This is a genomic window from Novosphingopyxis sp. (genome assembly GCF_965218915.1).
In the GTDB taxonomy this organism is placed as follows: Bacteria; Pseudomonadota; Alphaproteobacteria; order Sphingomonadales; family Sphingomonadaceae; genus Novosphingopyxis.
Genome location: NZ_OZ244711.1, coordinates 53,503 through 66,315, shown reverse-complemented (window position 1 = coordinate 66,315; position 12,813 = coordinate 53,503). Strand labels below are relative to the sequence as shown.

At 65.7% G+C, this 12,813-nt stretch carries 13 protein-coding genes; 6 read left to right on the top strand and 7 right to left on the bottom strand.

Going from position 1 to position 12,813, the window contains the following annotated elements; all coding sequences use genetic code 11:
- The first annotated feature begins 1 nt into the window (after window position 1).
- The 4 genes from ACOQPC_RS16480 to ACOQPC_RS16465 are packed head-to-tail and all read left to right on the top strand — an operon-like array spanning window position 2 to window position 1,743.
- Window positions 2–292, top strand: a complete 291-nt coding sequence (locus ACOQPC_RS16480) for a hypothetical protein (RefSeq protein WP_420608301.1) — start codon at window positions 2–4, stop codon at window positions 290–292.
- Window positions 285–920 (top strand): hypothetical protein, encoded by a 636-nt coding sequence (locus tag ACOQPC_RS16475; RefSeq protein WP_420608300.1) that lies wholly within the window; start codon window positions 285–287, stop codon window positions 918–920. Before ACOQPC_RS16480 ends, ACOQPC_RS16475 begins: the two co-directional genes overlap by 8 nt.
- On the top strand, window positions 917–1,180 hold the full coding sequence (locus ACOQPC_RS16470; protein ID WP_420608299.1) for a hypothetical protein: 264 nt from the start codon (window positions 917–919) through the stop codon (window positions 1,178–1,180). The genes ACOQPC_RS16475 and ACOQPC_RS16470 overlap by 4 nt, the downstream gene beginning before the upstream one ends.
- 41 nt (window positions 1,181–1,221) lie before the next feature.
- Window positions 1,222–1,743 (top strand): hypothetical protein, encoded by a 522-nt coding sequence (locus ACOQPC_RS16465; protein ID WP_420608298.1) that lies wholly within the window; start codon window positions 1,222–1,224, stop codon window positions 1,741–1,743.
- 59 nt (window positions 1,744–1,802) lie between these two features.
- Here ACOQPC_RS16465 and mobF read toward each other — a convergent pair whose 3' ends face one another.
- Both mobF and ACOQPC_RS16455 read right to left on the bottom strand, forming a co-directional pair.
- Window positions 1,803–5,624 carry a MobF family relaxase gene (gene mobF / locus ACOQPC_RS16460; RefSeq protein WP_420608297.1) on the bottom strand — a complete coding sequence of 1,274 codons (3,822 nt, stop codon included), beginning with the start codon at window positions 5,622–5,624 and terminating at the stop codon, window positions 1,803–1,805.
- Window positions 5,625–5,636: 12 nt separating this feature from the next.
- A complete protein-coding gene (locus ACOQPC_RS16455; protein WP_420608296.1) occupies window positions 5,637–5,924 on the bottom strand; it encodes a hypothetical protein in 288 nt (95 codons plus the stop codon).
- Between the two features lie 610 nt (window positions 5,925–6,534).
- Here ACOQPC_RS16455 and ACOQPC_RS16450 point away from each other — a divergent pair.
- Together ACOQPC_RS16450 and ACOQPC_RS16445 are read left to right on the top strand one after the other, a co-directional pair.
- Window positions 6,535–7,335 carry a hypothetical protein gene (locus ACOQPC_RS16450; protein WP_420608295.1) on the top strand — a complete coding sequence of 267 codons (801 nt, stop codon included), beginning with the start codon at window positions 6,535–6,537 and terminating at the stop codon, window positions 7,333–7,335.
- On the top strand, window positions 7,323–7,901 hold the full coding sequence (locus ACOQPC_RS16445) for a hypothetical protein (protein ID WP_420608294.1): 579 nt from the start codon (window positions 7,323–7,325) through the stop codon (window positions 7,899–7,901). The genes ACOQPC_RS16450 and ACOQPC_RS16445 overlap by 13 nt, the downstream gene beginning before the upstream one ends.
- A 1,404-nt stretch (window positions 7,902–9,305) precedes the next feature.
- On the opposite strand, the gene ACOQPC_RS16440 is transcribed toward ACOQPC_RS16445, so the two are convergent.
- The 5 genes from ACOQPC_RS16440 to ACOQPC_RS16420 form a co-directional block, all read right to left on the bottom strand.
- Window positions 9,306–10,217: a replication protein RepA gene (locus ACOQPC_RS16440; protein ID WP_420608293.1), complete on the bottom strand. Its 912-nt coding sequence runs from the start codon at window positions 10,215–10,217 to the stop codon at window positions 9,306–9,308.
- 266 nt (window positions 10,218–10,483) lie between these two features.
- Window positions 10,484–10,744, bottom strand: a complete 261-nt coding sequence (locus tag ACOQPC_RS16435) for a ribbon-helix-helix domain-containing protein (RefSeq protein WP_420608292.1) — start codon at window positions 10,742–10,744, stop codon at window positions 10,484–10,486.
- Entirely contained in the window at window positions 10,741–11,406 is a 666-nt protein-coding gene (gene parA, locus ACOQPC_RS16430; RefSeq protein ID WP_420608291.1) for a ParA family partition ATPase, read from the bottom strand. The genes ACOQPC_RS16435 and parA overlap by 4 nt, the downstream gene beginning before the upstream one ends.
- 150 nt (window positions 11,407–11,556) lie before the next feature.
- Entirely contained in the window at window positions 11,557–11,733 is a 177-nt protein-coding gene (locus ACOQPC_RS16425) for a hypothetical protein (RefSeq protein WP_420608290.1), read from the bottom strand.
- A gap of 610 nt (window positions 11,734–12,343) precedes the next feature.
- Window positions 12,344–12,658 carry a DUF736 domain-containing protein gene (locus tag ACOQPC_RS16420; RefSeq protein WP_420608289.1) on the bottom strand — a complete coding sequence of 105 codons (315 nt, stop codon included), beginning with the start codon at window positions 12,656–12,658 and terminating at the stop codon, window positions 12,344–12,346.
- Window positions 12,659–12,813 lie beyond the last annotated feature (155 nt).

Below are 12,813 nucleotides of genomic sequence, written 5' to 3'. Positions count from 1 at the left end.
AATGCGCGCGATCCTCCTCTCGGCCGCACTGGCACTGAGCGGCTGCCCCGAAACCCTGCTGCCCGACGCGCGGATACGGGCAGAAACCGAAACCTATCTCGGCCAACCCGTCATCCAGGTCCTCAACCGGCACGACGCCGGCTTCAACAGAACACGCTATGAGGTGAGCACCCCACGGGGCCAATACTCCTGTCTCATATACGGGGGACACGCGCTCGATCTCGGTGTCATCAGCGTGGTGACCTGTGCCGCAACCACGGAAGTACCGCTCAAGGAGGTCGCTCATGTCTGACAGAACGAAGCGCGTCTCTTTTGAAGACTATCCCGGCACCGACACTTTTCGCGTCATTCTGCCCCCGCCACCACCGGTCTCCGAGTACCTCTTCAAAGACCTGTCCCCATCCGCATCTCCACGCGACGTAGTACACCGCGTCGCGCAAGCCGCAGACACCGCGGATTTTGCACGAACGAACCTAGGTTATTCGCTCAAGGATCAGATGCTCCTGGATGGGCAAGCCCGGCGCAGTCTCGATGCGGCGTGGGCAAATCCTGCTGCCGCAGCCGCGTTGCGATCAGCAGGAGTAGTGGAGACGACCTCAAAAGCCGAATATGCCACGGGTCGTTACAATAGCGTGTCTTACAAACTAGACGATGCGACAAATGCCGCCGCCAAACTCTTGCCTCTCGATGTCGCCACGAATGTTTCCGCCAGCACCGGCAACCGCGGCGGTCAGGGCCGCGACCAGGCCGCCACAATTGCCGACAGCCGTAGCTTCGGCGAGGAGTACCGCGAGCGCCTCGTCGCCATGGGACGCGCGCAGGAGCGCGCCTCCATAGGCCGTGAAGAGGTGCGGGAAACACGGCGTGAGGCCCAGGAGAGCCGGCCCGCGGAGCCGACCCGGCGAGGGCGCGGCCGATGACGGCACCCGTGTCCCCCGAGCCGGGCCTGTTCCGCGCGATCGGCGAGAGCCTCTACGGTGCTGCAACAGCGCCGCTGCGCTTCGTGCTCTGGTTCCTGCGCCTCTTGCTGCGGCTCGCTGTTCCAGCCTTCGCGTTTGCGGCCGTCTTGCACTACTTTGCCGGCGACGTCGGCCGCATCTCGTGGGACCTCGCCTATCTTACAGCGTGTGGCGTTGCTTTCGGCGTCCTCCGGTTTTTCCACGAACGGTTCCGGATCTAGCGGAAGCGCGTAATTGACACTGATCTCGTTGTGGGACCGGATTGGAGGAAAAGGTGCAGCAGCAAATATCGAACGTATTGGCGCGCAGGTCGGCCAGCGCTCAAGCAAACTTTCTGCTGCCTCACCTAAAGGTCGGAATCGCGGTTTTGGACTGCGGATGCGGCCCGGGCACAATCACCTGCGACCTTGCACGCAAACGCGTTCTTGCTCCGGGCGGTATCCTTGCGCTGCGCAGTCCCGACTGGGGTGGAATACTTATTGCTCCGCGCACCCCAGCACTGCTCGCCGCGATCGGGACATTTTTAAGCGTCCATTACAACAACGGAGACGCTTTCGCTGGAAGTAATGGTCCGGGGCTCGCAAACATGGGCGGATTTAGCGACATCGTTTTCAGCGCGAGCGTAGAGCGAGAACATCCCGCTGAGCTTGGTCCGTTCGCTGCTGGAAAACTTACTGCCTCGCTCTGTGCGGCCGAAATCGCCTGCTTACTGACGTGGGCCAACGATCCAAAAGCATTATTTGCTCAAACCTGGGGTGAAGTTGTTGCTCGCCGCGCCGATTAAATGTTCAAGGGTGGGCACCGGCCTTTGGCGGTATGAAACCAAGCGCAAAGCTTCCTCTACTAGCGCCGGCGTCCCGCGTTACGCTCATGACGTCGCTGCTCCGAAGCGCCACGAAGCCCCCAGTTCGCCCATCCGGCCACCTCGCGCAGCTTGCGTGCCGCTTTCCGCGCTCGATCCAGGGCCGGCCTTACCCGCCGCGCCACCTTCGCCATCCGCGCCCGTACAGATCTTTCCGGGCGTGCTACCGCTTCCTGCGCTGCCGCCCTATGCCGCCGGACGGTTTCCCTCGCAGCGCTCGCCTGGCCTCGTGCCTTGGCCTCTGCTGTCGGCGCCTTTCCCTCGGCCTGCCGCCGCTCCATGCGCTCCAGCTCGCCCTGGAAGGCCCGCACCGTGCCGCGACGCACGTTGACCGCGCGATCGAGGAAGGCGAGCGCCGACGAGCGTTCCGGCTTACGCGAGAGGTTTTGCGCGACGTTCTCCCACACGTCTCCCTCGCCGATCGGCCGGAAGTCACCTCGCGGCCGCCGGGCTGTAATCTCCCGGCGTTCCGCTGCATCCCCGACCACCATCAGCGTCTCATCGCGATGCCGGCTCCCCGCCGTGTAGCCCTGGTAGCCGTTCACGCCGGCCGAGCCGCTCGGCATGGCGAGGATGTGCTGGCCGACCGTGCTGCCCTGCGCCGCATCGATGGTGAGCGCGTCTCCCCAGCCCAACCGGATGCGGCCGCTCTCTTGGTCGCGCAGCGTCTCCCAGCGAACCAGGCCCTCGCGCCCGGCGACGTTGCGGAGCGCCAGGCCTTCCGGCGTGATGCCGCGCACCTCCAGCACCGACCCGTTATTGCCGATGTTGCCGTGCGTGGTGCGTCCCGAGCCGTCCGTTGCCGAGAAGGTGGCGGTGGCGCGCTCGTAGAGCCGAACGCGATCCCCCGCCGCGAGCCGCATGTCGTAGTCCTCGCCCACGCCGGCGTTGAACCTACTCCGGCTGGTCGCGTCGACGCTCACCAGATCGGCACCGATCTGGCCCATGGCGCGGCGCTGCTCGCGGATGGCGAGGGCAACGGCGCGGGCGTCCGCGTTCGTCGGCGCGCTGACCGTCACCTCGGCGCCGATCTCGATCCGCTCGCGCCAGAGCGCCGCGACCCGCTCGACCACCGCCGTGTGATCACCGGCGACGAGGATCGCCGTCCCGTCCATGCGCTTGCGCTCGATCGCCTCCGCCGCTTGCCCCTCTCGGAACAAGCTCGTCGTCAGCTTCTCCTCGTCCGTCCGCTGCCGCAGCGTGGTGGCGATCTCCGGGATGGCGTTCTCGCCCAGGGCGCGGCGCATGAGCCCGACGACGTGCCCCGCCTCGATGCTCTGGAGCTGCTCGGGATCGCCGACCGCGACAACCTTGAACCCGAGCTCGCCTTGCAGCCGCATCAGCTCGCGAAGCTGTCGCGTGCCGACGCGCCCGACCTCCTCGATCACCACCACCGAGTCATGAGCCAGCTCGAATCTGCCTGCCGCCGCTTGCTTGAGAAATGGATCGAGCGCCGCTCGATCCGCAGCCTTGATGCCGGCGTCCTCGAGCGCGTCCGTCTGGTTATTTCCCAGCGCGGTCCCGAACACGCGCTTGCCGTCCTGGCGCCAAGCATCGACCAGCGGACGCAAGACGCTGCTCTTGCCCGCTCCGGCCGCTCCGATGAACGCCGCAAAGCGTCCGCCCGTACCAAGCGCATCGATTGCCGCCCGCTGCGCCCGTCCGTGCTCGCCGTCGAAGGTCAGCCCGCTTCGCGTCACGGCGGCCTCTATGGCGCGCTTGGAGAGCGCGGCGGACCTGTCCCCGGCCGCTGCCCGCAACCCGGCCACAACCTCTTGTTCCTGCGCCTCGTGCAGCGTCGTGGTGACGCCGATCCGGGCCTTGCCGCGCACGGCCGGGTCCTCGCCCCAGATCAGAGCGACATCCCGCCCATCTTGGCGAACGCCCCGTGTAGCGAAGGCGCGGGTGACGGCCTTCACGTCGGTGACATCTTCCATCGACGTCGTGATGAGACCGCGCGCGGCGATCTCCCGCAGCTTCTCCCCGTCCACCTTCGCCGTGCCGACGAACACCTTGTCCAGGAGCCGCAACGCAGTCTGGTAGGCACCTTGGAGCCGATCGTCGCGGCTCGGCGCAGGCGGAGGCGTCGCGCCCAGCACGCTCTTGTGCGCGTAGCCCATGCTCTTGGCCTGCCGCTCCCAGGCAACGAAATCGGCCACGCGATCCTCTTGGTTGCCGCCGGCCGCGTCCTTCGCTCGGCGCCGGGCCTGGGTGCTGGCGTGGACCAGGCCAACCTTCTGCCGGTCAGAGAGGCTGTCCCAGTCCTTGCCCTGGGTCGCAGCGTATTCGCGCGCCGCCTCCGTGCCGTCCCTCGTGCGCTTGGAGTAGGCGTCCCGCACGTTCTCGGGGATAGCGGACAGCCGCGCCGCGCCCGTGCGCTCGTCCAACCCGACCTCGACGCCGAGGCGCTTGAGGTTCGTCGCGAGGAACGCCTGGTAGAACGCGCCCCAGGTGTGCGTCTTGCCCGCCATCGTGTCCAAGTCGAGCGACGTGACCCGGCCCGTGTCGGTCATCACGACGGACGGCACGAGCATATGGCTGTGCAGCGCCGGGTCCCCGGCCGCGCCGAAGCTGAGCAGTTCCGTGTAGGGATTGCCCTGCGCGTCCGTCCGCGCCACCGGCACGACGGGCCGGCTCGCGTAGTGGTCGAAGCCCAGCCAAGTGATGTGCCCGGCTTCCGTTCCGCCACTCCCGGCCTTGCCGCGGCGCGCGTGTCCCAGCTCGTCCGCGATCACGGCCATGGTGCTCGCCACGGCGTCCTTGTGCGCCTGGGCGAGCATGTTCCGCTCCGCCTCCGTCGGCGCGAGCGCCCAGGCGATGGACACCGACTTGTCGGCCGAGAACGTCAGGTCCACCGCCGCGATCCGTGCCTTGCTCGCCTCCACGCCACGCCGGTACGCGTCGGTGTCCAGCTCGCTGCCGTCCACCATGCGCCCGGCCATCAGGTGTCGCACCTGGTTCTGGTCAGGCTCGGCCGCCCTCACGCCCAGCAGATCCAGAAAGCGATGCCGCGCTGTCTCAGTGCCCGGCCCGGCGATCGGCGTCCCATCCGCCCGGCGCCTGTCGAGGATGTGACTGATCTCGTCCCATGTCGGTGGACGCGAGGAGTCGAGTCCGAGCGCATCGGACAGGCTCACCGTCCCCTTCTGTCGCGACTTGCCCTCGATCTCCTCGCCGTTCGCGCGGCGCCCGGAGAGGATGTGGCCGATCTCGTCGGCCGTGGGAACGCGGTGCGAGTCCAGCCCAAGCATCTCGCCCAAGTGCGGGTGCATGTCCCGCCTCGGCTCGGCCGTGCTGTGCCCGTAGAGGCCGCGCTCCACGGCTTCGAGCACCTTGTCGCGGCGATAGAACGCGGCGCTCTCGGCATCCCGAAAGGCCTGGACGATGCGATCACTTTCGGCCGCGTCCGAAGCCGCCTCGCGCAAGCGCGTGAGAACCGTCTCGGCCTCGTCGGCCGGGTTGCCCGAGGTCACCACGTGCTCGGCGAGACGCGCCAGAGCCTCGCCCTCCGGGATTGCGCGCTCGCCGGCCAGGTAGCGCTCTACGAACCCGGCATGGCGGCGCTGCACGGCAGCGTCGAGCGCGTCTGGCAGATCGTCCAGCCTCGTGCCCTGCTTCACCAGCAGGGTCGCCTCGGCCGCAAAGGTGTCATCGCCCAGCGTGCCGGCCAGGTCGGGACGCATCCCGCGCTGATAGTAGCTCGCCAGGTCCGCTCGCTCGACCGGAAGCGTCTGCAGCAGGTATTCGGCGAGCGCCTTACCCCCTGCCCCCGATCCCGCGGCGATGGTGGCGTAGGTCAGCACCCGGCGGACCGCCTACGACGCCGGCGACCCGACGCCGCGAAGGGTGGCGCCCACGATACGCTGGCTGAGTCGTTCAATCGCGGCGGTCTGGTCTCGGCCAATTGCTGCGAGCGCCTCGAGCGCTTCCGCCACCGGGCTGGGGCCGTCCGGCTCCTGTCCCAGTGCTTCGCCCAGCTCGCGCAGCAGTTCGCCGTGTGTCTCCTGTACTTCGAGCATCAGCATCAGGCCGCTCGTGAGAGCTTGGACGTCGGTTCGCAGCCCGGCGACTTCGGCCCTGAGCGCTTCAGTGGGATTGATCATGACTCACTGTAGGAAGGCGCGCGAGCAGGCGCAACAAGCACCCGCTAGGGTGCCTTGGTCTATAACCCATTGCCCACCACTTTGGTGCGACGTTAGTCCGACACTTGTCCGGCAGTTGATCCGACACAAGTCCGACACCTATCGTTGGCCTATGCGCAAGTCTCCGAACGCTGCAAACGCCCTCGCTGTCCTGGCACAGGCGACTGGCCGCGGTCATGGCCGTCGCTCGCCCGTGTATCTCTGGTTCCGTCGGTACCATGACGAGCTGATTGCCGGGTTCACTAGGAACGCCCCTGCCTGGCAGATCCTCGCAGCCTTCCTCGGCGAGCAGGGCATTCTCGACATCGACGGAAAGCCGCCGACCGCTCGCGGTGTCCGCGATGCGTGGTGGCGTGTGCGGCGGGATGTAAAGGCTGGGGCAATAGCGGCGCCACCCTCGCCGACGTCCAGCCGCAGTGTGATGCCGCAAGGGGTGTGGGCCATGGCCCAGCCTTCCCCTCCCCTTCCGGCTCGCCAGCCCGGCGAACCACCCGCGTTGCCGCCTCTCGCCGACAATCGGCCGAGAATGCCGCCGCTCAAGAAGCGCAACCTGACGTAGGAGGAAGGAACAATGCCCAAGACAGCGACGGTCGAGAACGTCATCGAGTTGGAGCCGAAACCGGTCTCCTCCAAGCTGTTAGTCTTGCTCGGGCCACAGAACTCCGGCAAAAGCCTGCTCGGCCGGGCCATCGTGGAGCGAGCCCGCGAACAAGGTCGCGACCCGCTTATCCTCGATGGCGACCGGAACGACGCCTACTTGGCAAGTCTATTCACCGAAACCGACGCAGCAGGAACCTCAGCCCGGCGCGTGCGACGGCCCGACTATGCCGACGATACGACCGTGAAGGCGTGGCTCGACGCTGAGGTGTCCGAGATGGAAGGCGACGGCCGCTCGCGTGTGCTCGACATGGGTGGCGGCGATCTGGTGTTCCCAGACTACGCTCGCGAGCGCGAGATCGTCGCTATGCTGGCCGATGCCCGCGCGGCAATCGACCCGGTCGCAATCCATCTGATTCTGCCGACCGTGAGCGACCTGGCCGTGCTCGAGCGCACGGAGGGCGACGGCTTGTTCACGCCGGCCGCCACGATCCTAGCCCTGAACGCGGGTCCCGTGGGCGACACCCGCCCGGCGGAAGTGGTGTTCCGGCGTGTGCGGGGAAACCCGATCTATCGGTCAGCAATCGCACGAGGCGCCCGCGAGATCGTGGTGCCCACGCTCGGGTGCATGAACTTGGTGGACGATGCGGGGCTGAGCTTCGAGCAGGCAATGGCGCGCAGCTCGCCATTGGGTTTGGCGCACCGACAAATGGTCGCAACCTTCCGGCGGCGCCTCCACGCAGAGCTGGAGAGGGTATCGCCATGGCTGCCGTAGCCGGCGTGGCCGAGACGAAAAGAGCGGTAACGCGCCCGGCGCCAATGGACGAAACGGCGGCAGACCGCATCCGACGGGCAGCAGCCGAGCAGCTTGCCCGGCATGACGAAGCGGTCCGTGGGGCAGAAATCAAGCCGGGGGATCCCATCGAACCCGTGCTTGCCGCGAGTCGTGGCCTCATCGAATGGACGGCGGAAGTGGCCGGAGTAATGGCGGAAGCCGCCCGGCCACTCTCGCCCGACGCCGAGCGCGTGCTGGCTGAACGGGTCGGCGCGCTCGCGAGCGCCGCCGTCAAGTCTGAGGCATGGCGGTTCGCGCGGGGAGCCGTGGCCCGCGCCATGTTGATCTCGGGCGTAGGGATGGCAGCTCTAATCCTCGCGGCCTTGGGCGGGGGCTACTGGCTCGGTGCGCGCGGGAGCGCCATCACTTTGCAGGTGCGACCTGGCGAGGTCGCCGCGTCCTGTCGAGGCGAGACGATACAGCCAGCGCCCGACGGCATGGGACGTATCTGCGCCGCCTGGATCAGGCTCGATCAAGCGAGCATCCTGGGAATGGCAGGACGCTGAACGGTACAGCGGCTGCAAGTCTCTATTGTGTGGAGGTATCAACATGCGAACGAGGTGGCAGGTGGGATCGATGTGCGGGGCAAGTCTAATAGCTCTCGCAGGGTGCGCCAGCTCGACAGACAACCTCCAACGCGCGTCGGCCAGACTCATCGGCAACAACACCTCGCCGGAGAGCGTAGGCATCTCGAACGTGCAGCGCGGCGCGACAGAGGTGAGGTGGACCGCGACAGCCCGGAACGGAGCAACTTACTCTTGCAGCGCGGACGACATGGTCAGGGGTCCGTCTTGCGCCAAGCCGTGAGCACAGAGCGAGCGCTGCTACCGCCGCTCTCGATACTTTGCAGACTTCCGCAAACTACCGACCTTGGTCAGGAGCGGAACGGCAGCCTCGGGCGCCTCTTCGGCAGATAACGGACGCAAAGCTAAGGGCCTGTTAGAGCTTAGTTTTTGATCTCATGGTCATGTGGTGCGTTCGCTGAAAGCTCAAGGCGAGGAAATGATTGGAACTTTACTGCACGTGCTTTGACGACTCTAGCCCGCCACGACCTGCGGTACGGCTGGCACACAACTCCCGAAGAGCACCCAGACTTCGTGCCTGTAGAGTAAACCTACCGTGGCAAGAAAAATCAGAAGTACTAACGTTGCAAGAACATACCCCTTCCCAGACTGGAAGCGGAGTTGGGCAAGGGTCGGTCTTGTCGTCCCATACATAGCCCAAAAGCGTCACCGAACGCCCCGGCCCGCCTACTTGGTCGGTGGGTAACGGGCTGGTGACGAACTCGCGGTGCCTGTCACTCCCGTTAAACCAAACCTCCCACAGGGGGATGGTTCCTGGTTGCTGCGCCGCGCTGACGTATAACTCGGGTGTTTCCTTCTTGAACCCGACATTTAATGGTCCGTTGTCTTGCCTATATACATGCTGGCTACCGCCTACGAACTGGTAGAGCCTGACAAGGCCCGGTCCTGGCTTGGTCGCCCAGTAACCCAACACACCCAAATCACCGAAGCCGCGACTAAAGGTTCCTTCTCTGCGAGCTGCACAGTTATTGACCATGATCCGGTCATAGCCGTTCGTCAGATTGAAGATCGGAACCAAGTCAGGCGGTTTTTGCGCATGCGCGCCGGTCGTGCTGTTCAGGAAGAGCGTGGTTGCCACAGTCAGCATCACAGGGACCATCCATCTCATCAATGCCGCTCCAAACGGTGCAAGTTCAACCTGAATGACTCGATGCCAAAAAGCAACTATCCCGCAAGATGCGGACGTAGCTACGCCAGGCTAGCTTTGACAACAGGCGAGACGCCGCTGGCTACGTCTGCTGTCCACCCTTCTGCGACAATCAGCCAGGGCAGGCCCGGCGCAGTCCTGCGTTTACCATCCAGAAGCGCGACCAGACTCCACACGGCTTAAGACTTGGCGACCGCCGGTCGGGATGGCCTTAGTACCACCCCGTGATCGTCAAGTCCGATACGAGCTTCAGGATAAACGGCCACGGCGAGTTCCAGGCCTGCCAGGAAACCCGCGCGAAAATCTCTAAGTCGCCCGTAGCCGGCGCCGAACTGAGCGTAGAGCGACGGCCACGATACCTCAACGTCGGTTTTCAAGGCGTGCAGGCGGTAGGCGAGCCAGATGTAGATGTCGAGCACCATGCTCCGCGGGCCGATCGCTCGCAGCGCGGCTTCGCTGAGCGGCACGGGGTGATTCTGCAGCGCTCGATGGAATTCCTCGTTGAGCAGCACCCGCTCCTGCCAGAGGCTTGGCTGATCTCCCGCCATGTCCGCCATCGTGATTGCGCCATCGACGAAGCCGCCGCGACGCATGATCTCCTTGTGGTCGCGATCGGCGTAAAAGGTCAGTGTGCAGCCGGAAATCCGCCGGGCCTGTTCGTTGACGAGCCGATAGGTCGTTCCGCCGATCGAGAGCCCCATGTTCCCGAGCCAAACACGCATCGACCGGCCCAGCTCGATCTCCCGGCTGCCGGTCTTGATCGCCTCGCTCTGCAAGAACAGCAGGATGAAGCGCGCGTAGGAGCCGTAGGGAACGCCAAGCGCCGCACCCGACCGGTCGACGCCGCTCTGGACCAGCATCGTTAGATTATGACCTTCCCGACGCCAGACCATGTCCGTTTGCGGCTTGTGCGGAAGCGACGTCAGGGCGAAGCCGGAGTAGGTGAACCCCAGCTTGTCGGCCTCTTCGCTGAGAACTTGGTACGCCGCCTCGACGATCACCCGCTCGTGCTTGGTGATCGCCTGTCGGCGAGCCTCCTCGACACCCTTCTGCGCAATCAATCGATGCACTTCAGCCATAATCAGGTTCATGGCCCACTTTTCCTGTCTAATGCAATTTGGAGTCTAGTCGCGCAGGCTATTTGAAGGATTATTTGTTCTTACTATTAGTGTGTGCGACCAGACTCCACGGGATAACTACGAGTCGCGCGTCTAGACTCCACAAAGGCTGCGACCAGACTCCACGGCCACTCTGTGGATAAAAGCTGGCCACGTGCCGCGCCTGACGCTTGCGCCCGCTCCCGAGTCGGATTTCCGTCGCTGTGTGGAGTCTGGTCGCGGGGTATCGCGAGGCACGCTTAGCGCTCCCCAAACGGATGTTTCCCTCTATCCCGCATGAGAAGGTCAATCGCCTCCCCGAGCAGGGACTGCATGGTGGAATCCTCGTCGAGGGCCATCTGCCGCAGTGCCTTGCTGACCGCAGGCGAGAAGTAGGCGATCAGGGCCTTCTTGCCCTGGCGATGCTTGGGATAGCTCTGCGGAGTGTCGGCGACGGAGGGCGGGGCCGCTGCAGTCTTGGGCTCACGCTCTGCGACGTTCGAGAAGACGTTCTTCCTCATGCCTCAGCTTTCGTGCGGATTGCCGGATTGCGGGATTGGGGGATGCCAAGTTGTCCTGCAATCCATTCCCAGAGCAACGCGACTTCCTCGGCCGCCCGGCTATCGGGCTCCAGCTCCTGCACCGACTTGCCTTCTCGGACGGCATGCCGAAAGGCTGCGCGCTCCGCGAGGCGTGTCGGCGCCACTCGCAGCCCGAAGCGCTCTACGGTCTCGGCGACGTCCTTGTAGACGGCCGTTCCGTGCGGCGGCCCGGCGTTCACCACGACGAAGGCCGGCTTGCGGATGTCGTTCGCCAGGTCGGCCGTGATGCGGATGGCGTCGAGGTCGAACGCGGAGGGCCGGCAGGGGATCAGGATGAGGTCGGCGATGCGGGCAGCCTCACGCGCCTCGGTCTGAGCCAGGGGCGGCGTGTCGATCACCACCAGATCCCCCTCCCCTGCCCTCGCCTGCTCGAGCCGGCGGTTGAGCGTGGTTGCTTTGGCCGCTACGACCGCCGGCGGTTCCTCCTTGCGCCATTCGCTCCATCGCTCGGCCGTTCCTTGCGGGTCCATATCCAGGATCGCCGCCGACAAACCCGTGCGCTCGGCAGCGACGGCGATGTGCAGCGCCAGTGTCGTCTTGCCGGCGCCTCCCTTCTGCGACACGACTGCAACGATCTTCATGCGTCAATCCAGATTATGGGATTACCGGATGGTATCCTGTCCGGATGGCAGGATGCCGCATAAGCGCGATTGCTTACAATCCTTATTCTTCGCGGGTTCCCGGCGGCCGGACGAAAGGCCGGCCCTTGCGGACCGGCCCTGCACCGCTCGTCAGAAGGGCAAGGAGTGTTCCGGTATGCCAAGGTCGTCCTCGCGTCCCCAGATAATCGTCTCCCGAGGTCCCGCATCCACCTGGCGGGTCTCAATGGCGAGGATCTCATAGCCGTGGCGCTCAAGCCGACGGATGTCGCGGTTGGTCAGGGTGGTGCCGGTGCGGATCGTGGTCATGCTCGCTGCTCCTCTGGATCCCAGCCCGTTGCTGGTGCTCAGCACGACCCGGCGGCCCTCGGACTGGGTCAGCACCGGAGGCCTGTGCGCGAGCGGGGCCGGGCTGCGGAGGACGCGAGGCGCACCGCCTTGCGGGCTACGCGGTCCTGTCCTGGCGTGGCGGACGGGCCGGAGCCGCCCAGCGGCGCGTAGCGGTGTTGAGGCAGTTCGACCTTGGCCGCCGGTTACGATGGAAGGGCAGTGAAGGCGCTCCCCTAGTCTCGATCGACCCGGGGCAGGGCAGGGGACGAGAGGTAACCGGCTCGCGCGCCCGTTGTTCTTGCTTGTTCCTCTAAGAAATCCACGCTGGCCGAGCGCATCCGCCCGACTTCGCCATCACGCACCGTCTGTCCGACTGGCTGCGTTACCGTCTAGGGGCGTTCTCCCGCGCCCGTTCGGGGCTGCGGCGGCCGACTGGCTCCGGTCTACCTGGTAGCTGGGTTCACAGCATCGGCCTGCATGGGACCGCCGCCGGGTTGGGCGGCGGAGCGGATCTGAATGCCGCCTGGTCAGGGTGGCCAGTGGAGCGCAAGGGAAGCGGCCCCGCGCGGTGGCACGGGGCCAAACCAGGTTAGTCCCCGTTGCGGCGGGACCAGATCAAGCTGTAGCTGCCGGTTTCCTCGCCCTCGACCAGGGTGGCATAGATCGGAGCCGGGAAGCTGGGATCGTCGAGCTTGACCGAGAGATAAGCGCGGCCCTCGCCGGAGGTCTTCTTCCAAGCGGCGCCGAACTCCACGCTAGACCCGGCGAAGACGCGGTAGTCGGGCGCCTTGTCGCTGGCCTTGTCGGCCGGCTTGATCGTGGTCTTGGCGTTGATGCTGAGGGTCTTGACCGCGCCGGTGAAGGTGCCGCCGGCCGAGCGGGTGAAGGTCCCGATAGTCGCCATGGTGCTCTCCTGTCTGTCCCTCGGGACCACGCCTATCGCGGCCTCGATGGCGATCGACAGGCCGCAGGCGATCGACGCCGCACCTGCGTGCAGGCCATAGCGCAGCGGAGGATGGCGGCCGGGCGGCTATTTTGTTTCGCGATGCAAAGGCGCTC